At 63.2% G+C, this 25,134-nt stretch carries 22 protein-coding genes and 1 pseudogene; 12 read left to right on the top strand and 11 right to left on the bottom strand.

Features of this window, described 5'->3' with window-relative positions; genetic code table 11:
- Positions 1-158 precede the first annotated feature (158 nt).
- Complete coding sequence (locus P9220_RS24725) at positions 159-1,193, bottom strand: helix-turn-helix domain-containing protein (protein ID WP_309768483.1); 1,035 nt, start codon at positions 1,191-1,193, stop codon at positions 159-161.
- 230 nt (positions 1,194-1,423) lie between these two features.
- Between P9220_RS24725 and P9220_RS24720 the strand changes: the two genes are divergently transcribed.
- The 4 genes from P9220_RS24720 (at position 1,424) to P9220_RS24705 (ending at position 6,148) form a co-directional block, all read left to right on the top strand.
- On the top strand, positions 1,424-2,413 hold the full coding sequence (locus P9220_RS24720) for a homocysteine S-methyltransferase family protein (protein ID WP_309768482.1): 990 nt from the start codon (positions 1,424-1,426) through the stop codon (positions 2,411-2,413).
- 117 nt (positions 2,414-2,530) lie between these two features.
- Entirely contained in the window at positions 2,531-4,078 is a 1,548-nt protein-coding gene (locus P9220_RS24715; RefSeq protein ID WP_309768481.1) for a serine hydrolase, read from the top strand.
- 360 nt (positions 4,079-4,438) lie between these two features.
- On the top strand, positions 4,439-5,848 hold the full coding sequence (locus P9220_RS24710) for an MFS transporter (protein WP_309768480.1): 1,410 nt from the start codon (positions 4,439-4,441) through the stop codon (positions 5,846-5,848).
- A 72-nt stretch (positions 5,849-5,920) separates the two neighbouring features.
- Complete coding sequence (locus P9220_RS24705; protein WP_309768479.1) at positions 5,921-6,148, top strand: hypothetical protein; 228 nt, start codon at positions 5,921-5,923, stop codon at positions 6,146-6,148.
- A 22-nt stretch (positions 6,149-6,170) separates the two neighbouring features.
- Here P9220_RS24705 and P9220_RS24700 read toward each other — a convergent pair whose 3' ends face one another.
- Positions 6,171-6,956: a TetR/AcrR family transcriptional regulator gene (locus P9220_RS24700; RefSeq protein ID WP_309768478.1), complete on the bottom strand. Its 786-nt coding sequence runs from the start codon at positions 6,954-6,956 to the stop codon at positions 6,171-6,173.
- A gap of 200 nt (positions 6,957-7,156) precedes the next feature.
- On the opposite strand from P9220_RS24700, the gene P9220_RS24695 reads away from it, so the two are divergent.
- The 5 genes from P9220_RS24695 to P9220_RS24675 are packed head-to-tail and all read left to right on the top strand — an operon-like array spanning position 7,157 to position 11,656.
- Entirely contained in the window at positions 7,157-8,368 is a 1,212-nt protein-coding gene (locus tag P9220_RS24695) for an FAD-dependent monooxygenase (protein WP_309768477.1), read from the top strand.
- A 22-nt stretch (positions 8,369-8,390) separates the two neighbouring features.
- On the top strand, positions 8,391-9,146 hold the full coding sequence (locus P9220_RS24690) for an Asp/Glu racemase (RefSeq protein ID WP_309768476.1): 756 nt from the start codon (positions 8,391-8,393) through the stop codon (positions 9,144-9,146).
- A 14-nt stretch (positions 9,147-9,160) separates the two neighbouring features.
- Entirely contained in the window at positions 9,161-9,991 is an 831-nt protein-coding gene (locus tag P9220_RS24685) for an alpha/beta hydrolase (protein WP_309768475.1), read from the top strand.
- Between the two features lie 16 nt (positions 9,992-10,007).
- Entirely contained in the window at positions 10,008-11,048 is a 1,041-nt protein-coding gene (locus tag P9220_RS24680) for a 2,5-dihydroxypyridine 5,6-dioxygenase (RefSeq protein WP_309768474.1), read from the top strand.
- Positions 11,045-11,656: an N-carbamoylsarcosine amidohydrolase gene (locus tag P9220_RS24675; protein WP_309768473.1), complete on the top strand. Its 612-nt coding sequence runs from the start codon at positions 11,045-11,047 to the stop codon at positions 11,654-11,656. The genes P9220_RS24680 and P9220_RS24675 overlap by 4 nt, the downstream gene beginning before the upstream one ends.
- 129 nt (positions 11,657-11,785) lie before the next feature.
- Here P9220_RS24675 and P9220_RS24670 read toward each other — a convergent pair whose 3' ends face one another.
- The 6 genes from P9220_RS24670 to P9220_RS24645 all read right to left on the bottom strand — a co-directional run bounded on the left by P9220_RS24670 (position 11,786) and on the right by P9220_RS24645 (position 17,223).
- The gene (locus tag P9220_RS24670; RefSeq protein WP_309768472.1) at positions 11,786-12,562 is read right to left on the bottom strand and encodes a MipA/OmpV family protein; all 777 of its coding nucleotides are present in this window, start codon (positions 12,560-12,562) and stop codon (positions 11,786-11,788) included.
- A complete protein-coding gene (locus P9220_RS24665; protein WP_309768471.1) occupies positions 12,559-13,437 on the bottom strand; it encodes an alpha/beta fold hydrolase in 879 nt (292 codons plus the stop codon). The genes P9220_RS24670 and P9220_RS24665 overlap by 4 nt, the downstream gene beginning before the upstream one ends.
- Positions 13,437-14,240: a DUF4118 domain-containing protein gene (locus tag P9220_RS24660; RefSeq protein WP_309768470.1), complete on the bottom strand. Its 804-nt coding sequence runs from the start codon at positions 14,238-14,240 to the stop codon at positions 13,437-13,439. The genes P9220_RS24665 and P9220_RS24660 overlap by 1 nt, the downstream gene beginning before the upstream one ends.
- Before the next feature lie 553 nt (positions 14,241-14,793).
- Positions 14,794-16,056, bottom strand: coding sequence for a serine hydroxymethyltransferase (gene glyA / locus P9220_RS24655; RefSeq protein WP_309768469.1), 1,263 nt, complete (start codon positions 16,054-16,056; stop codon positions 14,794-14,796).
- 325 nt (positions 16,057-16,381) lie between these two features.
- Positions 16,382-16,807: a low affinity iron permease family protein gene (locus P9220_RS24650; RefSeq protein ID WP_309768468.1), complete on the bottom strand. Its 426-nt coding sequence runs from the start codon at positions 16,805-16,807 to the stop codon at positions 16,382-16,384.
- Positions 16,808-16,842: 35 nt separating this feature from the next.
- Positions 16,843-17,223, bottom strand: a complete 381-nt coding sequence (locus P9220_RS24645) for a hypothetical protein (protein WP_309768467.1) — start codon at positions 17,221-17,223, stop codon at positions 16,843-16,845.
- Between the two features lie 167 nt (positions 17,224-17,390).
- On the opposite strand from P9220_RS24645, the gene P9220_RS24640 reads away from it, so the two are divergent.
- On the top strand, positions 17,391-18,236 hold the full coding sequence (locus tag P9220_RS24640) for an alpha/beta fold hydrolase (RefSeq protein ID WP_309768466.1): 846 nt from the start codon (positions 17,391-17,393) through the stop codon (positions 18,234-18,236).
- 23 nt (positions 18,237-18,259) lie between these two features.
- Here the strand turns inward: P9220_RS24640 and P9220_RS24635 are convergent.
- Positions 18,260-19,517, bottom strand: a pseudogene (locus tag P9220_RS24635) (SRPBCC family protein).
- A gap of 142 nt (positions 19,518-19,659) precedes the next feature.
- A complete protein-coding gene (locus tag P9220_RS24630; protein ID WP_309768924.1) occupies positions 19,660-20,589 on the bottom strand; it encodes a LysR substrate-binding domain-containing protein in 930 nt (309 codons plus the stop codon).
- A gap of 363 nt (positions 20,590-20,952) precedes the next feature.
- On the opposite strand from P9220_RS24630, the gene P9220_RS24625 reads away from it, so the two are divergent.
- A complete protein-coding gene (locus P9220_RS24625) occupies positions 20,953-22,080 on the top strand; it encodes a hybrid-cluster NAD(P)-dependent oxidoreductase (RefSeq protein WP_309768465.1) in 1,128 nt (375 codons plus the stop codon).
- 55 nt (positions 22,081-22,135) lie between these two features.
- Complete coding sequence (locus P9220_RS24620; RefSeq protein ID WP_309768464.1) at positions 22,136-23,344, top strand: Xaa-Pro peptidase family protein; 1,209 nt, start codon at positions 22,136-22,138, stop codon at positions 23,342-23,344.
- Positions 23,345-23,357: 13 nt separating this feature from the next.
- Here the strand turns inward: P9220_RS24620 and P9220_RS24615 are convergent, their stop codons facing one another.
- Positions 23,358-24,764 carry an MFS transporter gene (locus P9220_RS24615; RefSeq protein WP_309768463.1) on the bottom strand — a complete coding sequence of 469 codons (1,407 nt, stop codon included), beginning with the start codon at positions 24,762-24,764 and terminating at the stop codon, positions 23,358-23,360.
- Positions 24,765-25,134: the final 370 nt, after the last annotated feature.

Below are 25,134 nucleotides of genomic sequence, written 5' to 3'. Positions count from 1 at the left end.
GCTTACACGGAGGCAGGACGGAACCGTTGCAACCATGCGAGCGTTGATGCAGCATCTAATCGATTCGCCGCGTGGTGCGGCCGGTATCGAAGGATACAAGACGCATGATAGGTGAGCCTAACTAAATTGCATCGACGTTCGGAAGCCGGTCGCGATGATTACGCCTTGACGGACGCAATCGCATCGCGCATGCCGCCGAAGCGTCGCCGATACTGCGCCGGCGTGAGGTTCACCTTGCGCGTGAAGAGACGGGTGAAGAAGCCCGCGTCCTCATAGCCGACCTCATTGGCGATGGCTTCGATCGGCTGACTGTCGGCTTCGAGCATTTGTTTCGCTTCTTCCAGGCGCAGCGTATGCACGTATGCGAGCGGGGACATTCCTGTCGCCCGCTGAAAACGGCGCTTGAACGATCGCTCGGGCAGGCCGCTCAGCTGCATCATCGCGCTGACGGGCGAGGACTGCGCGTAGTGATCGGCGATCCATGACTGACAACGCGCGATGACCGCATCTTCCGCCTGACGCGTGCGCGCAAGCCGAGCGAACGGCTGCTGGCCGACGTCGTGCCAGTCGACAAGATTGATGCGCGCCGTCTGCATCGCCGTTTCGATGCCGGCCAGCCGCGCGATCAGATACAACGCCAGATCCAGCCATGACGTGCCGCCGCCCGCCATGATGAGCCGCTCGCCCTCCCCCGATGCGATGAGCGCCCGGTGCGCGCGGACCCTGATCGACGGATAGCGCCGCGCCATGGACTCGCAGAACGCCCAGTGCGTCGTTGCGTCGAGGCCGTCGAGCAGGCCCGCTTCCGCCAGCAGGATCGCGCCGGAACACGCCGTCGCCAGTATCTTTCCCTGCGCATGGCAGCGTCTGAGGCACGCGATTTCATCGTCGAAGCGGCCGGCGAGCGGCTCGCCGGGCGAAACGAGCAGTTCGGGCACGCAGATGACGTCGGCATCCGCGCACGCATCCAGCGCGGCATCCGCCGTGATCCGCACGTTGTTGCCGGCGACGAATGTGCCGCCGTGACGCGACACCACGCGAGGCGAAATCGGCGCGCGCCCCGGCGTGCCTTCGACGATGACGCCCCAATCGCGCCCCGCCGACATGAACATGTCATACATGCCGTACACCACGGACGCCGATGTCTCGGGCAGCGCCAGGATGCAGATGCGCGCGGGCGTGCGGTCGTTCATGGCCGTTTTGTCCGGTAAGTTGCCGAAATGGCTTTGGCGTCGGACGGCGGCCCGCCGTATCGTGGCTCCGTCCCAATGTTATTTAAGTGTAAGGAAGCCGTTCGCGCCAGTACGCCTCGCCGTAGCGGGCGCCCGGACGCGCATGTTGTATCCCCTCCTTACACTCGGCCACGACCGGCGACGCATTGCGGACGACCTCTCTGACGTGACCTCGTTGACGGAGCATGACCATGAGCCAGTACCGCACTCGCCTTCCCCAGCTCGATGACGGGCTTTTCATGACCGACGGCGGAATCGAGACGACGCTGATCTTCCACGAAGGAATCGAGTTGCCCTGCTTCGCCGCCTTCGACCTGCTGAAAGACGCCGACGGCGCCGCGCGTCTGGAAAGCTATTTCCGCACGTATGCGAGCATCGCCGCCAAAGAAGGCGTCGGTCTCGTGCTCGAAGCGCCGACCTGGCGCGCCAACGCGGACTGGGGCCGCAAGCTGGGCTACCCGGACGCCGCGCTGGCGCACGTCAACCGGAAGGCGATCGACATGCTCGTGCGGGTGCGGGCCGACTTCGAGACGCCGGAAACGCCGATCGTCATCAGCGGTTGTCTCGGGCCGCGCGGCGACGCCTATCGGATCGAATCGCGCATGACCCGTGACGAGGCGCGCGCCTATCATCAGCCGCAGATCGACACTTTCGCGTCAACCGCGGCCGACATGGTCGCGGCGTTCACGATCACTTACCCGGACGAAGGCATCGGCGTGATCGACGCGGCGAGGCGAGCCGATATGCCTGTCGCGATTTCGTTCACGCTCGAAACCGACGGACGCTTGCCATCGGGCGATGCACTGCGCGATGCGGTCGAGCGCGCGGATGAAGAATCCGGCGGGTATGCCGCGTATTACATGATCAATTGCGCGCATCCATCGCATTTCGAAACCGTGCTCGGCGATGGCGGCGCGTGGCTCGATCGCGTTCATGGCGTCCGCGCGAACGCATCGCGGCTCAGTCATGCCGAGCTGGACGACTCCACCGATCTCGACGATGGCGATCCGGAGGAGCTCGGCGCGCAGTATCGGGCGCTGCGTGCGTTGTTGCCGCGCATGAACGTGGTGGGCGGATGCTGCGGAACGGATCATCGTCATGTCAGTGCGATCTGCCATGCTTTGACGGGTGCAGGTTTCATCAGGACAAAGAATCTTTCGCAACCGGCACGCACTGCGTGAACGACTCTTTCAACAATCGCCGGTCATGGCCTATAACTGAAAGCTGGCGCGCGAGGACACCTCGAACGATCGGACAAGCAGTCTCGCGCGCCGCGATCGTCACGCCGGAGACCAGGAATGAGTCAGAACAAGGGACGGCGGCGCTTTCTGGGCGCCGCGTTGTGCGGCGCCGTCGCGGGATGCGGCGGCTCGGACGATTCCAATTCCGGCGGCAACAGCACGGACGCACCCGTGCCCGATGCACGGATCGATGCCGCGATCGCCCAGCTCGACGCGCTCGCCAACACCCTGATGACGAACACAGGCGTGCCCGGCATGTCCGTCGCGGTCGTGCGTAACCTCAAGACAGTGTATGCAAAAGGCTTCGGCACCCGGCTCATCGGCTCGGGCCTGCCGGTCGATCCCGATACGGTGTTTCAGCTCGCATCGCTGTCGAAGCCGGTAGGGTCGATGGTCGTCGCGCATCAGGTCGGCATCGGCGCAATCAGGTGGGACACGCCGGTGCAAGCGAATCTGCCCTGGTTCGCACTGTCGAATCCCGACACCACCGCGGCCGTCACTGTCGGCGACATGTACGCGCATCGCTCCGGCCTGCCCGATCACGCCGGCGATCTGCTCGAAGACATGGGATTCGATCAGCGAAGCGTGCTCGAACGCCTGCGTTACCTGCCGCTCACTCCGTTCAGGCGGTCTTACGCCTATACGAACTTCGGCCTGACCGCGGGCGCGCTGTCGGTGGCGGCGGCTGCGGGCATCGATTGGGCGACGCTGTCGGAGCGCACGCTGTATCAGCCGCTCGGCATGACGAGCACGAGTTCGCGCTACGCCGACTTCGTTGCGCGGGCGAATCGCGCGACGGGCCACGTCAAGCGCAACGGCCAATGGGTGGTCGGCCTGGGCTCGATGCCGGACGCCCAGTCGCCTGCGGGGGGCGTCAGCTCGTCCGCGAACGACATGGCCAGATGGCTGGCGATGATGCTCGGCAACGGCATGTTCAACGGCGCGGGAATCGTCGATGCGAACGCCTTGAGCGCCGCAATCAGTCCTCAGTCGCAGACTCAGCCCGCCGGGAACGGACAGCCCGCCAGCTACTACGGCTTCGGTTTCAACGTCGGGACGTCGGCTGCGGGCCGCGCGACCTATAGCCATTCGGGCGCGTTCTTCGCGGGCGCGGCCACGAATTTCGTGGTGGTGCCGTCGACCGGGTGCGCAATCGTCGCACTCACTAACGGCTTTCCGGTCGGCGTACCGGAGACGCTCACCGCGCAGTTCTTCGATCTCGTCCAGTTCGGCTCGATACAGCGCGACTGGTTCACGCTTGCCAGCCACGCATTCGCGGACCAGACGAAACCGTCGGGATCGCTCGTCGGCGTATCGCCGCCGGCGTCGCCGCTTCCGGCGCGCTCACTGTCGACGTACACCGGCGCCTACAACAACGATTACCACGGTCCCATCCAAATCAGCGATGCGGGCGGAACGCTCGTGTTGACCATCGGCGCCACGCCGCTGCGTCTTCCTCTCTCGCACTGGGACGGCGACACGTTCACGTTCACGCTCACCAACGAGAACGCCGCGCCCGGCACGATCTCGAAGGTCTCGTTCCTGAGCGATCAGGTCACGATCGAGTATTACGACGCGGAAGGACTCGGCACGTTCTCGCGTTGATGAGGATCGCGCGTTCGGCATGCTGCGGCCGACGGCACAGGCGAGGATATTCACCACGACGAATCGCACGACGACGGCGCCGCCCGTCGCGTCGTCGCACCCGCTCGCCTGCCGAATGAAGGCCGCGGCGGCCGTCACGCGCGCAGCCGCTTTACTGCCGGTCGCTCGAATCTTGCGCCCCGCTCCGCCGCCACCCGCACGCCAAACCCCTATTTTTTTCCCGATTGCGTTTATTAATTATAGATACATATAATAAAACCGCGTCGAAACCGGTGGGCCCCCGCTTCGCGCAGTTCCGGCATCTGGCCGGCCTGGTGGCATTCATGGACGGTGCGAGCCGTCGACAACGAGGAGTTGTTCATGTCGCAAGCAGAGCTTCAATCCGGCCCGGCCTTTCCGCCGCGGGCGGGACATCCATCGGTTTCCGATCGCGGCGATGCGTGGAGCGGGGACGTGCCCGTCGAAGCGTTCATCGACGCGCATCGCTTCTCGCGCTTCCAGTGGGTCCTGATGGGCGTGTGCTTCCTGATCGTGCTGATCGATGGCATGGATACCGCGGCCATCGGATATATCGCGCCAGCGCTCGTCAAAGGCTGGGGCATCTCGAAGGCTGCGCTCGCGCCCGTGTTGAGCGCCGCGCTCTTCGGACTGGCCGCGGGCGCGGTCATCTCCGGCCCTGCCGCCGACCGCTTCGGGCGCAAGAGCGTGCTCATCGCTGCGACGGCCTTCTTCGGTGCGATGAGTCTCGCAACCGCGTTCGCGGGCTCCATCGAATCGCTCGTGACGTTGCGCTTTCTCACGGGCATCGGTCTCGGAGCGGCGATTCCGAACAGCATCACCCTCGTCTCCGAATACGCGCCGCAGCGAAGCCGCGCGATTATCGTCAACACGACGTATTGCGGCTTCACGGTCGGCGCGGCGCTCGGCGGCTTCATGTCGTCGTGGCTCATCCCGGCGTATGGCTGGCATAGCCTCTTCGTGGTCGGTGGCGTGCTGCCGCTGATCCTTGTTCTCGGCGTGGTGCTGTGGGTGCCGGAATCCGTGCGCTTTCTCGTGAAGCAGGGCGCGCCCAAGGAAAAAATCGGTGCGCCGCTCGTGAAGATCGCGCCGCTCGATCTGTCGCGCGTCCAGTCGTTCCGCCTTTCCGAACGCGTGCAGATCCACGCGAAGACGTCCGTCGGCGCCATTCTCTCGAGGCACTTTCTCGTCGGCACGATCATGCTGTGGCTCACGTACTTCATGGGCCTCGTCATCTTCTATCTGCTGATGAGCTGGATGCCGCTCCTCATGAACGAAGCGGGATTCACGCCCGAACGCGCCGCGCTGCTGACCGCGCTCTTCCCGCTCGGCGGCGGCATCGGCACCGTGGCGTCGGGCTGGCTGATGGATCGCTGGAACGCGAACGTCATCGTGATGCTCGGTTATCTGCTGACCGCGGTGTTCATCTTCGTGGTCGGGCAGGCGATCGGCAGCGTCGGGCTCGTGAGCGCGCTGATCTTTCTCGCCGGCACGACGATGAACGGCGCGCAATCGTCGATGCCCTCGCTCGCCGCCATGTTCTATCCGACGCAGAGCCGCGCGACCGGCGTCTCGTGGATGTACGGCGTCGGGCGTTTCGGCGGCATTGCGGGCGTTGCGCTCGGCGGACTGTTCGCACAGTGGAAGCTCGGCCTGCCGGCGGTGTTCGCCCTGCTCGCGGTGCCTTCGGTGATCGCGGGGCTCGCGCTCTTCGTCAAGCTGAAAGCGCATCCGGCCACCGAACCGATGTGATCTCCGCGGACCGTCCTCATCGCCGACGGTCCGCTTTTACGCTTCAATCAACGCAACGACAGGAAGTCAGAAATGAGCCAGGAACTCGAAGTATTGACGGGCAGATTGCATGGACTCACCGCCGCGATCAGCGTGATCGCCGCCGCGCTGCCGCAGAGCGCATCCATCGATGTTCAGGAGACGCTGCGCGACATGATCGGCGAGACCGCCAGCGCGGACTTGCCGCCGGCCGCGCTCACGTCGATGCACGCGACCCTCACGCACGTGATCGACTCGATGGAAATCGGCCTGCGCCGGTAATCCATGCGGCTTCAGGCGTGACTCAGGCCGCCCGCGGCGCTCGGGCGGTCTTCGCGGCCTTCGGTGCCTTCACCGTTTTCTTCGCGCGGCTCGTCGTTTCCGGCTTGGCCGCTGCGCTCGCCTGCGCCTCCAGCCCGCCGACGATGAAGCTCGTCAACTGCTCCAGCGTCTCCTTCGCGTCCCACGGATCGCATGCGCCCTTGGCCAGCATGTCGAGCCGGTGCGTATCCGAGAACGCGTACAGATAGGCGCCGATCATCGCGGTCACGCGCCAGTAGAGGTCTTTCGCGGGCAAGCCGGGCAGTGCGGCGCGCAGTGCGTCGACGTAGGCGTCGGTGGAGTCGCCATAGGCCGTGCTGCGCAGGCTGTAGGAGATGTCGGGCGGCTCGGTATGCAGGCGCGCCTGCAGCCGGATGAACGCGCGGCCGCCGTCGGACTGGCGCAACGCGACGAGCGGCTGCAAGAACGCCCGCACGATGTCACGCACGTTCGGCTTCGCGCCGCTATCGCCCAGCGCGCGCAGCAGACTGACCCGCTCTTCCGACACCAGCGTCGCGCGACGCAGGAAGACCTGCTCGAACAACTGCTGCTTGGTGCCGAAGTAATACGTGATCAGCGCCTGCGTGACACCGCACGACGCCGCCACTTCCTTGAGCGACGTGCCCGCATAGCCGCGCTGCGAGAAATCGACTTCGGCGGCGTCGAGGATGTTCTCGCGCTGATTCACGTTGCCCGCCGGACGGCCGAGCCGTTTGCGCCTGGCCGAATCTCCGTGTGCGTGAGCGTGGGTAGTCTGGTCTTTCGTCATGCGTGGCCGTGCTGCGTTGAATGGAAGGCCGCCCGATGCATGCGGCTGCGGTCGCCGCATATTTTACGGTCGTTCAACCGCATGTCCGCAATTTCCTGCAGCCGTCACTTCGCCACGCGTTCGCCGTTGCATTTATTTATACGGCCATATAATATTGGTCGCGCATCCACACGGATTTACTTTTCGAGAAGGACGAGACCATGAGCAGAACACTTCGCGTCGGCGTGATCGGCGGCGGAATCGGCGGCATCGCTCTCACGGGCGCGCTTGCGCAGCAAGGCATCGACGTGCGGCTTTTCGAGCGCGCGAGCGCATTCGGCGAGGTCGGCGCGGGCATCCAGATGACGCCCAACGCGGTGAAGGTGCTGCAGGCGCTCGGCCTCGGCGACGCACTGCGCGACGTGGCCTTCGTGCCGCAGGCGATCGTCGGCCGCAACTGGGAGACGGCGCGCGAGAACTTTCGCACGCCGCTCGCGGCCGTCTGCCCCGCTCTCTACGGCGCGCCGTTTTATCACGTGCATCGCGCGGACCTGCATCGCATTCTGACTTCGCTCGTGCCTCCCGGTGCCGCGCGTCTTTCCACCGGCTGTGTCGACGTGCGTCAGGACAAGGCCGGCGCGGTCGCCCTGTTCGACGACGGCAGCGAATTCGAAGCCGATCTGATCGTCGGCGCGGATGGCGTGCGCTCGATCGTGCGCAGCAAGCTGTTCGGCGACGAGGCGCCGCGTTTCACCGGCAACATGTGTTTTCGCGCAGTCGTGCCGTTCGACGAGATGCCCGACTTCGTGAGCCCGGACTCTTCCTTCTGGCTCGGGCCGAACGCGCACGTCGTGACCTACTTCGTGCGTCGCGGCAAGGCGGTCAACATCGTCGCGGTCGCGGAAACGGAGAAGTGGGTCGAGGAATCGTGGAATGCCGCGAGCAGCCGCGAGGAGCTGCTCGCGACCTTCGAAGGCTGGCATCCGAACCTGATCCGCCTTTTCGAGCGCGCCGATTCGGTCTTCAAATGGGGCCTTTTCGATCGCGATCCGATGCAAACCTGGTCACGCGGCAACGTCACCCTGCTCGGCGACGCCGCGCATCCGATGCTGCCGTTTCTTTCGCAAGGCGCGGCGATGGCGATCGAAGACGGGTTCGTGCTGGCGCGTTCGCTGAAGGCGCACGGCAGCGATATCGCGAATGCATTGCGCGACTACGAAGCCGAGCGCCTGCCGCGCACGAGCCGCGTGCAGCTCGAGTCGCGCGAACGGGGCCGCACGTATCACTTGCCGAGCGCGTTCGCGCAACGCAAGCGCGATCTCATCTACAAGTTCAAGTCGTATCTGAATCCGCAGGCATCGGGCATTCAGGCGAACTGGGTCTATGCGTACAACGCGACCGACTTCGCACCGCGCACGCTCACCGCCGCCTGATCACATCAAGAGGTTATTCGACATGTCCGCAAAGATTTATCGCATCGGCCAGATCGTCCCGAGTTCGAACACGACGATGGAAACCGAAATTCCCGCCATGCTGACGGCGCGCCAAGGCATCGAGCCGGAGCGCTTCACGTTTCATTCGAGCCGCATGCGGATGAAGAAGGTCGTCAAGGAAGAACTCGCGCAGATGGATGCGGAGTCCGACCGCTGCGCTGTCGAGCTTTCCGATGCCCGCGTCGACGTGCTCGGCTACGCGTGCCTCGTCGCGATCATGGCGATGGGACGCGGCTATCACCGGGCGTCGCAGCAACGCTTGCAGGCGCACACCGCCGCGAATGGCGCAGATGCGCCGGTCGTCACCAGCGCGGGCGCGCTCGTCGATGCCCTCAAGGTGATGAAGGCGAAGCGCGTGGTCGTCGTCGCGCCGTACATGAAGCCGCTCACGGAGCTCGTGGTCGATTACATCCAGCATGAAGGGTTCGAAGTGATCGACTATCGTGCGCTCGAGATTCCCGACAATCTGGAAGTCGCGCGCCATGATCCGCGCAATCTGCCGGACATCGTGAAGTCCCTGAAGTATCAGGACGCGGATGCCATCGTGCTGTCGGCCTGCGTGCAGATGCCGTCGCTGTCCGTCGTGCCGATGGTGGAAGCGATGACCGGCAAGCCGGTCGTGACCGCGGCCATCGCGACCACCTATGCGATGTTGCGCCAGCTCGACCTGCGGCCCGTCGTGCCCGGCGCCGGCGCGCTGCTTTCAGGCGCTTACTGAACGAGGACGCATCGATGCAATCGACGTATCTCTACGGCGCGAATGTCAACGCGAACGGCATCCGCCAGCACTACCTGCGCTATGGCGGCGCGAGCGGCCCGCGCAGCGGGCGCGATGCGGTCGTCATCGTGCCGGGCATCACGAGTCCCGCAGTCACGTGGGGCTTCGTCGGCGAACGATTCGGCAGGCATTTCGATACCTATGTACTCGATGTGCGCGGCCGTGGCCTGTCGAGCGCATCGCCCGAACTGGACTACAGCCTCGATGCGCAAGCCGGCGACCTGCTTGCCTTCATCGACGCAATCGGCCTTGCGCGCGCGAGCGTGCTCGGCCACTCGATGGGCGCGCGCATCGCACTGCGCGCGGCGTCGCGCACGCAAGGCGACACGATCGCACGGCTTGCGCTTGTCGATCCGCCCGTGTCGGGTCCGGGAAGACGCGCGTATCCATCGGCATTGCCGTGGTATGTGGATTCGATCGCGCTTGCACGTGAAGGTCTCGATATCGAAGGCATGCGCCGCTTCTGCCCGACGTGGACCGACGAGCAATTGCGCCTGCGCGCCGAATGGCTGCATACCTGCGACGAACGCGCCATCCGCGCGAGCTTCGAAGGCTTCCATGCTGACGACGTTCACGCCGACATGCCGCATGTGAACCAGCCCGCGCTGCTGATGGCGGCGGGCCGCGGCGACGTCATCCGCAGCGGGGACATCGACGAGATCCGCGGCCTGCTGCCGCAGGTCGAAGTCGTAAAGGTGCCGGACGCCGGCCACATGATTCCGTGGGACGACGAGGAAAGTTTCTATCGCGCGTTCGGTTCGTTCTTCGGCGCAGCGCTCGACTAATCCATCGCACATCATCATGCCAATCAGCGACTACCAACTTGTCGAAGCCTGGAAGCAGGTGCTTGCGCTTTCGCGGCTCGAGCCCGGCCAGAGCGTGACCATCCTGACCGGCGCGGCGACCCATCCGCAAACGCTCGCCTGTGCGTTGATCGCGACGCAGTCGATGGGCGCGGTCGTCAACCGCCTCGACCTGCCGCCCGTCAACGGCGAAAAGGCGCTCTCGCGGGACGCCCTCGCCTATCTCGGCGAGACGCCCCTCACGGGCAACCGCGCGGCCATCGCCGCACTGAAGGCGAGCGATCTCGTGCTCGATCTGATGACGCTGCTTTTCTCGCCCGAACAGCACGACATCCTGGCGTCCGGCACGAAGATCCTTCTCGCCGTGGAGCCGCCCGAAGTGCTCGTGCGCATGACGCCGACGCCGGGTGACCGCACGCGCGTGCTCGCTGCGGCGAAGCGGATCGAAGCGTCGCGCGAAATGCGCGTGACATCGGAAGCCGGCACCGACCTGCGCTGTCCGATGGGCGAATTTCCGGCCATCGCCGAATACGGTTTCGTCGATGAACCCGGCCGCTGGGATCACTGGCCGAGCGGCTTCGCGCTGACGTTTCCGAACGAAGGCGGCGCCAACGGGCGCATCGTGATCGATCGCGGCGACATTCTCCTGCCCCAGAAGCGCTATTGCACGGAGCCGATCGTGCTGACGGTCGAAGCCGGTTATGCGCGCAGGATCGAGGGCGGCGTCGATGCGGACCTGCTGCGCGAATACATGGAGACGTTCGACGATCCGGAAGCCTACGCGATCTCGCATATCGGCTGGGGTCTGCAAAAGCGCGCGCACTGGTCCACGCTCGGGCTGTACGACCGCGAAGCGACACTGGGCATGGACGCGCGCGCGTTCGACGGCAATTTCCTGTTCTCCCTCGGGCCGAACAACGAAGGCGGCGGCGCACGCACGACCGCCTGTCATATCGACATTCCGTTGCGACGCTGCACCGTCTCGCTCGATGGCGTGGACGTCGTGCGCGATGGCAAAACCGTGGAGGATGCACAATGAGCGATACCGTCTACGCACGTCAGGGCTTCGGACAAACGCTTGAAATCAAAGGCCCGGTCGGGCTTCTCGTCATCGACTTTGTGAATGGCTTCGCCGATCCGGCCGTGTTCGGCGGCGGCAACATTGCCGAAGCGATCGCGAACACCGTGCCGCTGCTCGCGGCGGCGCGCGAGATGAAGTGGCCGGTGGCGCATAGCCGCATCGTCTATGCAGACGATGATTCGGATACCAACGTGTTCTCGCTGAAAGTGCCGGGCATGCTGACGCTCAAGGAAGACACGCCGGCGAGCGCAATCGTGCCGCAGCTTGCGCCCGTGCATGGCGAGCTGGTCGTGAGGAAGAACGTGCCGTCGGCGTTCTTCGGGACATCGCTCGCCGCGTGGCTTTCGATGCGTGGCGTGTCCACGCTCGTGGTCGCGGGATGCGTTACCAGCGGCTGCGTGCGCGCAAGCGTCGTCGATGCGATGCAGTACGGGTTTCGTCCTGTGGTGTTGTCGGACTGCGTGGGGGATCGCGCGCTCGAACCGCATGAGGCGAATCTCTTCGACATGCGGCAGAAGTATGCTGCGGTGATGACGTCGGCGGAACTCATGGCGCATCTTCGGTAAAGGCGTGACTGCGGCGAGTGAATGCGCCGCTTCATCGCTCGCCTTAGCATCGATGTCAGCTTCGCCTGCCTGTGACCCGGAATGCCGGCGATCCACGCAGAGAGCCGGCTTCATCGGCCAGGCAATGCGCTAGAACCGATACGCGGCCGACGCCATCCCGTTGACATCGAGCCGCCGCTGCGTGATCGGGCTACCGGCAGCCGACCGTTCCAGGCGACCGAACACCGCCGAAACGTTCGCGGACCAGTGCGAATCGATCTCATAGGTGGCGCTTGCATTCACGTGCACATCGCGCAGGCCGGATCGCGTCGCATATTGCGGCAGTCCCGATGCGGCGCTCTCCTGCGCGCTCACGCCGAAGAACGTTCTCGTGTACTCCGCGCTGCCCCAGGTGATTCCCGGTCCCATCGACAGGAGCAACTTGCCGAGCGGTGCGGACACGAAGAAGTCCGCCATCGCGGTCGTACCCTGGCCCGTTCCGGCGATGTCCTGGTACACCGCTGCGGCCCCCGTGAACGCCCACCATGTGTAGTCGGCAAAGAGCCGCAACTTCGGCCCGTAATGAACGTCGGGCAAGCCTTTGAGACGCGCATCGTCGGATGCGCTTCGTGACTGGAAATCGAAACTCAGCGACGTGCCTACGTGATAGTTCTCGCCACGAAGCACGTTGATGCCGAGCACATCCGGTCCCTGAGAGAAGATGCGGTCCCGCCAGGCGATGTCCTGTGCGGGCAGCGGGAAAAGCTTGAGCCTGGAAGAGCCGGGATACGCGGGAAACACGTAGAGCCCCGGCCCCGCTGACACTGTCCAGTCGCCAGGCGATTGCGGCTCAGCGGCGCGGATGCTGCTGGCGCTCGAGAGCAAGGCCAGCACAAGCACCGCGCGCGATGTGAGCGAACGCCTCATGCTCGTCTGGCGATCGAAGCCAGATGCCGCAGCCGACGCGCCAGCGCGCGGGATACGACAGGCGTGGGATTGTCGGCGGAAGCACAGGCAGCCGCGCTCTCCCGCAAGAAGAGCGCGCACTCGCGCGCCACGACTTCGCGCTCGTTGTCGGAAGAGATCATGTGATAGGAATCGTCGAGCCAGATGGTTCGAAGGAATGACGCTCCGATATTGGCTTCCACGAACTGCGCGTTGTGCGGGCTCGATGTCTCGTCGTCGATTGCATGGATGATGAGGCAATCGCTCGAGATTTCCTTCGTTATCCTTCTGAGCAACGATGCAAGACGGCTCGCTTCGTGAAGCGCGGGCATCGAGATGGACGCAGGCCCGACTTCGCTGATGCCGGTCTTTTGCATCGCACGGGCAATCTTCGAGCGCAAGGCTTCGTTCTTGAGGCCGTAAGGCTCGTGTTCACGATACCTGTACCGCGAGCGCATCGGCGTGTAGTAGAGCCAGTCCAGCAAGAAGCGATACCACGGAATGGCCCAGCCGTCGTAGTGAAGCGTGATCGAAAGCAGAAGCAACGCGCGAGCGTCGGGCCGCTGGTGCGCCACGGCTGCAGCAAGCGTGGCCCCCATCGAAAGGCCGCATATCGACACATGCCGATAGCGCGCGGCGAGCGCGTCGAATTCGGCTACCGCTGCGCTGATCCATTGTTCCATCGGTGTGTGCCCGGTGCCCGCGCTGTAACCGGGAAGTTCCGGTGTGTGCGTAGCGAAGCCCTCGTCGCCAAGAAAGCGGGCGATGAAGCGCAATTCGAGCGGCGAACTCGAAAGCCCGTGCAAGAGAAGAACGGCGTGATCGCCGCTTGGTGCTGTTTTGAAATCGGGCTGCATTACGCTCGCTCTTCCACGCGCAGAATCAGAAAGTCGCCAGGCGGCGTAGTGAATCGTTCACAGATGCATTCGGCCGGACGCCAGTCGTGCCCATCCGCACGCAGGCGCATCCGATGTCGCCCGGGAAGCAGTCGATCGGTCACGCGAGCGAGGTCTTCCCGATGAATCCGTGCGTGTCCTGGGCCATACACGACGCCCGCGCTGAAGGAACCGATGTCGATCGGTGAATCGGAAACTGCGGGCGACGATGCCGTAACCAGGCCACCTTGCGTGACGCTGGCTGTCGTATCGAGCGCCTTGATGAGGATGAGCGAGCGGTTGTATTGGGCGATGTGATGCAGCAGGCGATGCATCTCATCGGTGGACCGTTGCGCCAGCAGCCGCTCGTTGTCGTGACGAAGCAGCATTTCATAGCGCGACTGCGCGACTGCGGCGAGCAGTTTCGCGCGATACTGCGCGCGCTTGAGCCTCTCCACCAGCGTAATGAATAACGCCGTAATGAGTGGGTACGAAACCAGCAAAACGATATCGGACTGGTCGATGAAATCGATGCGTCCATACGGCGGAACAAAAAGATAATCCGCGATGCACAATCCAGCCAGCATCACGCAGACGGCGGGCGCGAGGCCGCAGTAGTACTGCACGAGCACGGCGGCGATCAGAAAAGCCGTGCCGGGCATGACCGGGCCGAGCACCGGGTGCAATAGCGCCCGCACGACAGCAGCGGTGACGAGCGCGGCTGCCGCGATCATCCATCGCCTGACACCACGAGGCGCCCAGCGCCGGGAATTGTTGACTCGCATTGAGTTGAATAGAGCGATTGCTCCTAAAGAAATCAGCGTGCTGCAGCGGCCGGCGAGCTTCAGAGAGGCGAACGTGACCCTGAAGGCCTCTGGAGGCACACGCTATTGCACGTTTGCTTAAGGCCCGCTTATGACTCGCCTTTAGGCGACGCGCTTGCCGGTCGATGCACACTGCGTGGCAGTGCACCGCTTTCTTTAAGATTTCAATGCTTTCGGTTAGCAAGAGGGGTTGCGATTGTCCGGGAAGTCAATCGAGCGACAAATGGCTGAATTCCGAAAGTTTCGAGATCTCTTAAACCTCTTCCGCTTAGGCAGTCAGGCGACGGCCACGCCAGAGGATCTTCGTAAGCGACGGATGCGTGCGTGCGGACGACGGGGAGCGAAATTTCGCGGTCGTCGTCCGCGACGCGCGAGATGATGCGACGAATCCTCGACAGCAGTGGTCGAAGGTCATCGAGAGGCGCTTGCTGCGACTCACAGAACCGCAGCAAGCGCGAATGTCGCTAGACGAGCGGACAGCGCCTGACAGCCACGCGCACGCCGCTCGTTTGCATCAACCGGCTTGCCTGCCCGAATAGACCGGGAAGCGGCGCGTCAACTCGGCAACGGCCTGCCTGACGCGATCCAGCGTGCCCTGATCTTCCGGCGCTTCGAGCACATCCGCAATCAGATTGCCGACGATCTCCGCCTCTTTCGTGCCAAAGCCGCGCGTGGTCATCGCGGGCGAGCCCAGACGCACGCCGCTCGTGACGAAGGGCTTTTCCGGGTCGTTCGGAATCGCGTTCTTGTTGACCGTGATGTGCGCGTTGCCGAGCGCCGCTTCCGCTGCCTTGCCGGTGATCTTCTTCGCGCGCAGATCGACGAGCATGACGTGGCTTTCGGTGCGGCCCGACACGATGCGCAGGCCACGCTTGACCAGCGTTTCGGCCAGCACGCGCGCATTGTCGATCACGGCTTGCTGATACGTCCTGAACTCGGGCGCGAGCGCTTCCCTGAACGCGACGGCCTTCGCCGCGATGACGTGCATCAGCGGACCGCCCTGAATGCCGGGGAAAATCGCCGAATTGATCTGCTTCTCGAACTCGGCCTTCATCAGAATGACGCCGCCGCGCGGGCCGCGCAGGCTCTTGTGCGTGGTCGTCGTGACGAAGTCCGCGTGCGGCACCGGGTTCGGATAGAGCCCCGCGGCAACCAGACCGGCGTAGTGCGCCATATCGACCATGAAGTACGCGCCGACGCTCTTCGCGATCTGCGACAGCCGCTCGAAGTCGATGCGCAGCGCAAACGCCGACGCGCCCGCCACGATCAGCTTCGGCTTGTGTTCCCTGGCGAGCGCTTCGGTCTTTTCATAGTCGATGTCTTCGGCTTCGTTCAGACCGTAGCTCACCACGTTGAACCACTTGCCCGACATGTTGACGGGCGATCCGTGCGTCAGGTGACCGCCTTCGGCGAGGCTCATGCCCATGATGGTGTCGCCGGGCTTGAGCATCGCGAAGAACACGCCCTGGTTCGCCTGCGAGCCGGAGTTCGGCTGCACGTTCGCGGCTTGCGCGCCGAACAGTTGCTTCACGCGGTCGATCGCCAGCTGCTCGACGATATCCACGTACTCGCAACCGCCGTAATAGCGCTTGCCCGGATAGCCTTCGGCGTACTTGTTCGTGAGTTGGGAGCCCTGCGCGGCCATCACGGCGGGCGAGGTGTAGTTTTCCGACGCGATCAGTTCGATGTGATCTTCCTGGCGGCGGTTTTCTTCTTCGATGGCGGCCCAGAGTTCAGGGTCGACGCGCGAAACTGTACTAGACGAATAATCAAACATGGACGGCTCCGATGAAGTGGCCATTGAACGTGAAAAGCAACCTTTGCCGAGCTTGTCGACGCGCGCGCAATCGCAGGAAACCGGCGTTGCACTGACGCCAGGCATCGTCGAATCATGCCGTGGCGCGCATGGCCCGGACTAGGACGTTTTCGCCAACCTTCTTGGATGGAATCGCCACCGCGCCGAAACGCGGCCTCGGTTATCCGATCTCGCTCGCCCTCTTCGGACGCGCCTGCAAGATCGGCTGCGACTGACCGCAAGCGCGCTTCCAGTCGAGCAAGATCACTCATTCGCAAAGCAAGGGCTTAGCGCCATACGATCCGCGTCAGCGTTGTGACGTGTCGCCTGGTGCGTCGTCTGCGGGACTCTTGTTGGTCGAACGCAGCTCATCGCGCGCTTGTTGCGCGAGCGATTCGTAATGCTTTCGAAACTTGGTGAGTTCTTTCTGGTCGAGTTCCTCGAGATCGAGAAGCGCATTATGAGCGTTGTCCAGCGCCCGAATGATCTCGTCGAGCTTTATCTGCATTGCTGCGGTGTCGCGATTCTGCGTGTTCTGGATAAGAAACACCATCAGGAACGTGACGATGGTGGTCGACGTATTGATGACGAGCTGCCATGTGTCGCTGAAATGAAAAAGCGGACCGGATATGCCCCATACGACCACTAATCCGACAGCGATTACAAACGTCGATGCGCGGCCGGCCACTTGCGCGAGCATGTTAGAGAACTTGAGAAACCAGGAGGTCTTCATGCGGCGTCCCCACGTTGTCGGATAGAAAAAGCGGATCAGTGCCCCGGCCCATTTTGCTCGACACAGCCTAATACGAGCCTACTGTTTGCGTCGATTCCGGCGCTTAGCGTCGCCGTGTGCGATTCGGTGCTGCTACAGCGCCACTCGGCTTGCAGATCGCTCTGGCAGGACTGCGCCGAGTAGCCGATGTTCCGTCGCTCCGGCATGTACTCGCATGCGTCGCGGCCATCGCATTGACGCACGAAGTCGCCCGTTGCGTTGCCGGCCGGTGCGCCGCAGTTCCCGCCGTACGTCGCCGATATGACCGTGATCGTCCGGGCAGCCGCATGGGAAGCGCACGTCAGCATGAAGATTGCGGCCAGGACGCGAGCACGTCGGCGCCGTGCTGATTGCGCAGTCGCCTGACTGTCGTTCATGGCGTCCTCCTACGCTGACACGTCTCTTCGATATTAGCTCGCAACGGGTCCGATTACTTCTGGCGTTTTGCGCAAGACATCCGGAGGATAGGTCATTTCCTCAAGCGAACGACGCGCCGATACTCGCACTCATTCGATCGCTTCATATTTCGAAAGGACGCTTGAAAATGGATATCACCGCCGCGCAAGCCTTGTCATCCGCAAGACCGGTTATCGCACTGCATTGCTCCGGCTCCGGAGCCGCTCAATGGCGAAAGCTCGGCGAGGCGATCGGTTCGCGCCACGCGTTCGTCGCGCCCGAGCATTACGGCTGCCAGAGCACGGGACCCTGGAGTGGAGAGCGCGCATTCACGCTGGCCGACGAAGCCGCGCGAACCGTCGGCATCATCGACGCGTCATCGGGCAAGGTTCACCTCGTGGGACACTCGTATGGCGGTGGCGTCGCATTGCGCGCGGCGCTCGAAAGACCCGGGCGCATCGCGAGTCTGACGCTGTACGAGCCATCGGCGTTTCATCTGTTGAAGACGATGGGCGCGCATGGAACGCATGCGCTCGCAGAAATCATTGCGATCTCGAAGCGCACCGCCGATGGCATCAGTTGTGGCGACTATCGCGGTGCGGCGGCTTCGTTCGTGGATTACTGGGGCGGCCCCGGCGCATGGGAAGCGTTGCGGCCCTCGGTGCAGGCAGCGCTTACACGCTGGGCTCCGAAGGCGCCGCTCGACTTTCGTGCGCTGCTCGAAGAACGCACGCCCGCCAGTGCATACACCGCGTTGCGCGTTCCCGCACTCATCATGCGCGGACAGCACGCGCCTGTTCCGACGCGTGCGATCGCGGAGCGCCTGCGCGTGCTGCTGCCTGCGGCACGCCTCGCGGTGATACCGGGCGCGGGACACATGGGGCCTGTGACGCACGCCGACGAGGTCAATGCGGCCATCGTGCGGCATATCGCCGAAGCCGATGCGACGATTCGGTCCAAGGAAGCTGTTGCGATGTCCACCGAAGCGCTTTGAGCCGCCTCGGCGGACTCATCGGCCTAGATACCGTGCGCCTTCAATCGCGATGCGTACCAGCCGACGAACTGGTTCACATACGTCTCGGTGGTCGGCGAGTACGGCCCCGGAATGTAGCCGGGGTCCTGCGCGCCGCGATGATTGATCGCCACCAGGCTCGCATCCTGCGCGTTCGTCGCGACCCATACTTCGGTCAGCTTCGTCACGTCGTAGTCGACGCCCTCGACTGCATCGGCATGAACGAGCCACTTCGTGCGAACCAGCGTTTTCTCCGGCGTGAGCGGGATGATGTAGGTGATCATCGCGTGATCGCTCATTACGTGCGACCACGAGTTGTGGGTCCACATATGCGTGTCGCCCAGATCACGGCGAGTCAGATTGCCGAGCAGTTTGCGACACGCGACCCTGGTATCCATGGTCTGCGACTCGCCATTGCCCCCGATGATGAGCCGCTGCGTGCGGAAATGGGTGGCGACGTCGCCGCCGAGTTCTTCCACGGGTGAGCAGATATAGCCCTCGCCCTCCCAGTTGTTCTGGCTTGCAGCGTTGAGCTCGTTGTACGCATCGAGCGCCTTTCTTCCTTCTTCGTCCATGTCGTCCGCGCTTGCACCGGTGGACTCGGGAACGAACGACAAGGTCAGCTCCGGATGCCCCGCTTCGCAGTGATAGCACTCGCGATTGTTCTCCATCACGAGCTTCCAGTTGCCGTCCTCGATGATCTCCGACTCGAACGCAATCTTCGGTATTCTGCAAGTCGTAAGGCGCAAAGCGAGGCGTCATTGTTTCTTCGAGCTTCGCAATGTCGGCCGGCGGCTCTTTCGCGAGGCACACGAAGACATGCGTGCCGACAACCTTGAGATGCACCGGCAGCAGGTTGCGACACGTCGCGTCGAAGTCCTTGCCCATGTGCTTCGCGTGGCGCAGGCTGCCGTCGAGGTCATACGTCCACTGATGATATGGACAGACCAGCATGCCGACCGTCGACTTGCCCGCTTCTTTCAGCCGCGCGCCGCGATGGCGGCATACATTGCGATAGGCACGAATGTTCTCGTCGTCATCGCGCACGATGATGACCGATGCCTTGCCGATATCGATGACCGAGACGTCGCCCGGCTCCGGAACATCCGCCGTCACGCCGGCCACGATCCAGTGCTTGTGGAAGAAAATATTGACGTCGGTTTCATACACGTCCGGTCGGCTAAACACCTCTCCCGGCAATCCGCAACCCGGCTCGCGGCTCCGAACGAGTTCACCAAGGGGCTTCAACACGAACTCAGACATCGTCATCTCCAACGTTAAGGGGCCAGCGGGACTTCGAATGTTCCCGCATTGGCGCCAGTATTGGATTAGCGAAAATGCTCGTCAATGCGCTAAATTTTCCGCGACGCATTACTTTGATTTATGGCTGATAAGCGCTGTGCGCCTAAGCGACGCCTGCCGCCTCGCGCAGGAGTGAGATCAGGGTTTCAATCGTCGGAGTGATGCTCCTGCCGTGCGGCACGACGACGTAATAAGCGTCGCGCATCGTCAGGGACGCGTCCGTCAGGCGTACGAGTTCACCGGAGAGAAGACGTTCGTGCAATAGCCTCGACCAGCCGAGCGTGATGCCTTGCCCGTCGAGCGCCGCCTGCACGGCGTCGGCATAGAGACATGTACGCAGGCCGTATTTGAGCTTGCCGGGACGGCCCCCGACCGCCCGGAACCATTGTTCCCAGGTCAGCCATCCCTCGGATGTCGGGTCGTCGGCAATGAGCGAGCATTCCGCCAGTTCATCGAGCGTCTGGGGCTTGCCGTGCTTCCCGATCCAGCCCGGCGAACACACTGCGAACACCTGCTCCTCGAACAGCAGGTAGGACGTTCCATCGTTCCAGTTACCGTTTCCGAATCGCACGACCGCAGCCACTTCGTTGTGACGCAGATCGGCGGTGAACATCGTCGTTGTCAGGCGCACGCGCAGATTCGGGTACGTCTGCTTCAGTGCGCCGACGCTCGACATCAGACGGAAGTGCGAGAAGGCCGCTGTCGATGCGAGCACGAGTTCTTCATCGTCGATGCCGGTGGACAGGCGATCGAACACGCCAGCAATCCTGCCCATCGATTCCGACACGACCGTATAAAGAACCTCCCCTTCTTTGGTCAGCGTCAGATTGCGATGCAGGCGGTCGAGCAGGCGAACGCCCAGCATTTCTTCGAGAAGCCGGACCTGTCGACTGACAGCGGCCTGTGTGACGCCCAGTTCCACCGCAGCATGAGTGAAGCTGCGCAGTCTCGCCACGGCCTCGAACTCGACCAGCGCGGTCAGTGAGGGGACGAGCCGGCGATACCCTTTCGCACCATCTGTAACGGCTTTCATCGTGAGCTTGGGAAAGACATTGTTCCAAAGGAGGGGCCATTTGCTGCTCGCGTCGAACGACGCGCTGATCGCCGAGGCCACGGCTCATCGCGGATGCGTCGCGATCCCCGGAGAAGCGTCTGCATACTACTTCGGCATACGTCAGCCGTATAGTCGGGATCGACTCGGGCGACGCATAACTTAATGTAATAGCGCCCCGAAAATTAAGCGCGTTGACGCTGCAAACCGTTGAACCAATACTCCCACGCAAGCGAAGAACCGCGGCAGCATCTTCGTCATCGCCACACATCACTACGCGCTTCGACCCGTTCACGCCATGCAGACGCGTGAACGCGCGCCGCGCGTCTCAACAGACTCGATGCCATGAATTCGCCAGACAAGATCTTCGACGTAGCGCCCGACGCGGAACGGTTCTCGAATCCAGGCACGTGGGAAAGCGCTGGCAAGCCGTGGGCAAGCGGCGAGCAACAGACGCTCACTTGTTGCCGGGCGATCGACGAGACACACGACGTCCGGACGTTCGAGTTTCGCGTCGGCGACGGCACGCCGGTGCGCTTCGAGCCGGGCCAGTTCATGACCGTCTCCGCCGACGTGCATGGCCAGTCGATCGAACGCTGCTACACGATCTCGTCGCCGCCGACGCGTCCCTATCTCTTGTCGATCACGGTCAAGCGTGTACCGGGCGGCGCAATGTCCAACTGGCTTCACGACCATATGGCGCCTGGACACACGCTTCGCGCGTACGGACCGTCAGGAACATTCACGTCGACGGCCGCGCCCTCCCACAAGTCCCTGTATCTTTCGGCCGGGTCCGGCGTCACGCCGCTGATGGCGATGACGCGTGCGGGCATCGACCTTGGATTGAATCGCGACGTCGTCTTCATCCACAGCGCGCGCACGCCCGCCGACATCGTGTTTCGAAACGAGCTGCATCGGCTGACCGAACTCTCGCCGCGCCTGCGCACTTACTTCGTTTGCGAAGGCGTCGGCGATGAACGGGATTGGCATGGCCCGACGGGGCGGCTGAGCCTTCGCCTTCTCTCCGAGTGCGCGCCGGACTACCACGAGCGCGAGGTCTTCACATGCGGTCCGGCGGGCTACATGCACGCCGTCCGCGAGATCTTGCGTGAAGGCGGTCACGATCCGGCTCGTTACCATCAGGAGAGCTTCGACATCACGTCGGGAGTCGCACCGGAGCCGGTTCACGAGAAAGCGTCCGTTTCGGAGCAGACGTTCACCGTCAAGCTGTCTCGCTCATCGAGGAGCTTCGTCATGAATGCTTCGGACACCATTCTTTCCGCCGCAAGGAAAGCGGGCGTCGCCATTCCATCGTCGTGCAGTCAGGGCGTATGCGGCACCTGCAAGACGAAAGTGCTCGACGGCACCGTCGACATGAAACACAACGGTGGAATCCGCGAACGCGAGATCCAGAAGGGCTTGCGTCTGCTGTGCTGCAGCCGGCCGACTTCAGACCTGACGCTGGAACTATAGCGACCCGGACTTCCTGTGTCGCAGCTCATATCACAACAACGCATGGAGCTTACGCATGGCGCGCAGTGCTGACGGTACGGGAGTCGAAGACGACGTTGTGCGCGAAGTGCGGACCTATCGCCTTGCGCGCGTTCTGGAGCAACTGCGCAAGCACGATTGCCCGGCGATCCTGCTTTATGACCCGGTGAACATCCGCTATGCAACCGATACATCCAACATGCAGGTATGGGCGGGCCGCAATCCATCGCGTTATGTGATGGTGTTCGCCGATGGCCGCATCGTCGCGTGGGAGTTTCACAGCAGCGAGCACGTATGGGACGGCCTCGATCTCAACGTCGAATTGCGCGGCGCGCTGAGCTGGACGTTTTTCAATGCGGGCCACGATGCAGGGCGCCGTGCGGAAATCTGGGGCGCCGAGATCGTCGACGTCTTCCGCGAGCACGCGGGCGATAACCGGCGACTTGCCGTCGACCGTCTCGACCCGTTCGGCGCCGCGTATCTCGAGAAGCACCGCATTGCGCTGATCGACGGGCAAGCGCTGATGGAAACCGCCCGGCTCATCAAGTCGCCGGGTGAACTGGTGCTGATCGGCGAGTCGTTGCGTACCGCGGAAAGAGGCATCGAGCGCATGCGTCGGGAGCTTCGTCCGGGCATCACCGAGAACGAACTGTGGGCGCATGTTCACTTCGAGAACATCAGGCACGGCGGCGAATGGATCGAAACGCGCCTGCTTGCTTCCGGCGACCGCACGAATCCGTGGATGCACGAGTGCTCGTCGCGCGTGCTTCAATCAGGCGACCTTCTCGCGTTCGACACCGACATGGTCGGTCCTCATGGCTATTGCTCGGATATCTCGCGAACATGGCTCGTGGGCGACAGCCGCCCCTCGGACGAGCAACGCAAGCTCTATGAACTCGCCTATACGCAGGTTCACTACAACATGGACCTGATACGGCCCGGCATGACCTTCAGGGAGTTTGCAGACCGCGCATGGAAGATACCGGACCGGTACGTCAAGAACCGGTATTGCTGCCTCGCGCATGGGATCGGCATGGTGGACGAGTATCCGTCGATTGCGCATGAGATCGACTGGCATAGCGCCGGATACGATGGCCGATTCGATGCGGGCATGACGGTCTGCGTCGAGAGTTATATCGGCGCGGAAGGCGGCACCGAGGGCGTCAAGCTCGAGCAACAGGTCGTTGTCAGTGATGGAGGCTGCATATCGCTCACCGGGTGCAGCTTCGAAACCGACTGGCTCTGATCTCTCGATCGAGCTACACGCTCGCCGCCGATGTTCCCGAGTTCGAACCGAGCGCACGTCTCGCGCTCAGGGCCAGCAACGCGCACGAAAGCCCGTTGAACAGGAACAGGCCGCGCGGACCCATCAGTGTCATCAGCGCGGAAGCGAGTGTGGGACCGATCATTCCGCCAAGCGAGAACAGCACGAGGAGCATCGCCGATACCGCGACTCGCAGATGCGACTCGGTGCGGTCCTGCACGTGCGACACGATCAGCCCGTATTGCGTGAAGGTCACTGCGACATAAACCATCGTCGCGCACCACGTCACGATGCGAATATTCAGGCTGAACAGCACAAGACTCAGCAGCGCCGATATTGCCGCGGTGTAGTAGACGAGACGCCGCCGGTCGATTCGATCCGACAGACGTCCCATCGGAAACTGCGGCAACAGCGCACCGATGAGCGCCACGCCCATGAACGTCGCGAGATCGTGCGTCGAGAAGCCTGATCGATCCAGATACACCGGCATCAGCGAATAAAAGTTGCTATAGATGAAGCCCGCGAGGATGCACCCCGGCACCGCGAGCGGGGTTGCGACCATCATCTCGCGCAGGCTCTCCGTCCAGCTTCGCGCGGGCACGCGATGAAGGTTGGAGTCGTCGACCTTGGCGGGCCATCCTTCCATCAGCGTGACCGGCATGACCGCCGCCGCGAACAGTGCAGCCGCGATGGAGAACTGAACCGCGGCCGATCCACCCCCGAAGTTCAATAGAAACTGACCGCTTCCTACCGCAAGATAGTTGATGGCCGCGTACAGGCCGAAGACCTGGCCGCGCCTTTCGTTTTCGACCGTGCCGTTCAGCCAGCTTTCGACGGACGTGTACAGCCCCATGAACGCGACGCCCGTCAGCAGGCGAACGATGCCGAGCGTCCAGGGCGATTCGGCGGCGCCGAACGCGAGCGCAAGAATCGACGCCGCCGCCGAGAATGCGACGAACGTCCGGTGCTGGCCGATACGGTCGATCAGCCGTCGATTGATGACGGCGCCCAGGATGAAGCCCGCGTAGTAGCTCGACTGAATGAGGCCGATGACGAGCGTCGACGCACCCGATTGCAGCACGCGCAGCGGAATGAGTGTCTGAAAAAGCCCGTTTCCGACGATAAGCAGCGCATAGCCGACCAGCAGGCCGGCAATCGCGCGCACCACATTGCGTTCGCCGGCCGCCGCGTGATGCCCCGGATTCGCCGCCGCCGAATCCGGCCACGGCGGGGTCTTGCGGCCGAGCAGCGCCGCTTCGTTCAGTGGTCCGGTGCGCCCGACGGCGGACGCATCGTGTTCCTCGTCTGTCGCTGGTTCGTACGTCTCTGCTGCGAGGCTATCGGTATGCTCGGGGCGATGGAGTGCACCGCCGTTCGCTTTCTCGTCGTCCAGTTGTCGCATGGCACCTTCGGGTTGGCTCGGCGAGTTCAATGATGACAGATGTGGCCTGAGGCCGGGCGGGCGATGGACGTGCCCGGCCGTTTCCCATCGTAACGCACTTCTTCGATCAGGCGATTCATAAGCCATCCGAATCAACTCGCGGTCGAGACTACTCGTCGAACTCGGCTCGCCCGAAAAAGCCAAACCGGACCTTCCGTAACCATTAGCAAGACTATTCGCGCTCCCTGTACCGGGAAAACGCTAATCGAAACCCGCAAATACCCTGCATATAGTTTGCCTAATTCAAAATCCGGCACGACGTCGGAGCTATTCCGAAGTGTGGGATTCAGCGCGATATCGCCGCTAATTGCCCGCCGGTGCCAGTCATTGC

Origin of the sequence: Caballeronia sp. LZ016 (assembly GCF_031450805.1) — a bacterium.
Classification (GTDB): domain Bacteria; phylum Pseudomonadota; class Gammaproteobacteria; order Burkholderiales; family Burkholderiaceae; genus Caballeronia.
The sequence above is the reverse complement of the archived record's forward strand: the minus strand, read 5'-3'. Positions and strand labels throughout refer to the sequence as shown.

What these genes read in the sequence shown, in the direction of transcription:
- glyA (WP_309768469.1), bottom strand. Translation starts at nt 16,056, where the DNA reads ATGTTTGATTATTCGTCTAGTACAGTTTCGCGCGTCGACCCTGAACTC.
- P9220_RS24625 (WP_309768465.1), top strand. Translation starts at nt 20,953, where the DNA reads ATGAATTCGCCAGACAAGATCTTCGACGTAGCGCCCGACGCGGAACGG.
- P9220_RS24615 (WP_309768463.1), bottom strand. Translation starts at nt 24,764, where the DNA reads ATGCGACAACTGGACGACGAGAAAGCGAACGGCGGTGCACTCCATCGC.
- P9220_RS24670 (WP_309768472.1), bottom strand. Translation starts at nt 12,562, where the DNA reads ATGAGGCGTTCGCTCACATCGCGCGCGGTGCTTGTGCTGGCCTTGCTC.
- P9220_RS24715 (WP_309768481.1), top strand. Translation starts at nt 2,531, where the DNA reads ATGAGTCAGAACAAGGGACGGCGGCGCTTTCTGGGCGCCGCGTTGTGC.
- P9220_RS24720 (WP_309768482.1), top strand. Translation starts at nt 1,424, where the DNA reads ATGAGCCAGTACCGCACTCGCCTTCCCCAGCTCGATGACGGGCTTTTC.
- P9220_RS24650 (WP_309768468.1), bottom strand. Translation starts at nt 16,807, where the DNA reads ATGAAGACCTCCTGGTTTCTCAAGTTCTCTAACATGCTCGCGCAAGTG.
- P9220_RS24685 (WP_309768475.1), top strand. Translation starts at nt 9,161, where the DNA reads ATGCAATCGACGTATCTCTACGGCGCGAATGTCAACGCGAACGGCATC.
- P9220_RS24645 (WP_309768467.1), bottom strand. Translation starts at nt 17,223, where the DNA reads ATGAACGACAGTCAGGCGACTGCGCAATCAGCACGGCGCCGACGTGCT.
- P9220_RS24705 (WP_309768479.1), top strand. Translation starts at nt 5,921, where the DNA reads ATGAGCCAGGAACTCGAAGTATTGACGGGCAGATTGCATGGACTCACC.
- P9220_RS24690 (WP_309768476.1), top strand. Translation starts at nt 8,391, where the DNA reads ATGTCCGCAAAGATTTATCGCATCGGCCAGATCGTCCCGAGTTCGAAC.
- P9220_RS24700 (WP_309768478.1), bottom strand. Translation starts at nt 6,956, where the DNA reads ATGACGAAAGACCAGACTACCCACGCTCACGCACACGGAGATTCGGCC.
- P9220_RS24620 (WP_309768464.1), top strand. Translation starts at nt 22,136, where the DNA reads ATGGCGCGCAGTGCTGACGGTACGGGAGTCGAAGACGACGTTGTGCGC.
- P9220_RS24710 (WP_309768480.1), top strand. Translation starts at nt 4,439, where the DNA reads ATGTCGCAAGCAGAGCTTCAATCCGGCCCGGCCTTTCCGCCGCGGGCG.
- P9220_RS24675 (WP_309768473.1), top strand. Translation starts at nt 11,045, where the DNA reads ATGAGCGATACCGTCTACGCACGTCAGGGCTTCGGACAAACGCTTGAA.
- P9220_RS24680 (WP_309768474.1), top strand. Translation starts at nt 10,008, where the DNA reads ATGCCAATCAGCGACTACCAACTTGTCGAAGCCTGGAAGCAGGTGCTT.
- P9220_RS24640 (WP_309768466.1), top strand. Translation starts at nt 17,391, where the DNA reads ATGGATATCACCGCCGCGCAAGCCTTGTCATCCGCAAGACCGGTTATC.
- P9220_RS24695 (WP_309768477.1), top strand. Translation starts at nt 7,157, where the DNA reads ATGAGCAGAACACTTCGCGTCGGCGTGATCGGCGGCGGAATCGGCGGC.
- P9220_RS24725 (WP_309768483.1), bottom strand. Translation starts at nt 1,193, where the DNA reads ATGAACGACCGCACGCCCGCGCGCATCTGCATCCTGGCGCTGCCCGAG.
- P9220_RS24660 (WP_309768470.1), bottom strand. Translation starts at nt 14,240, where the DNA reads ATGCGAGTCAACAATTCCCGGCGCTGGGCGCCTCGTGGTGTCAGGCGA.
- P9220_RS24630 (WP_309768924.1), bottom strand. Translation starts at nt 20,589, where the DNA reads ATGAAAGCCGTTACAGATGGTGCGAAAGGGTATCGCCGGCTCGTCCCC.
- P9220_RS24665 (WP_309768471.1), bottom strand. Translation starts at nt 13,437, where the DNA reads ATGCAGCCCGATTTCAAAACAGCACCAAGCGGCGATCACGCCGTTCTT.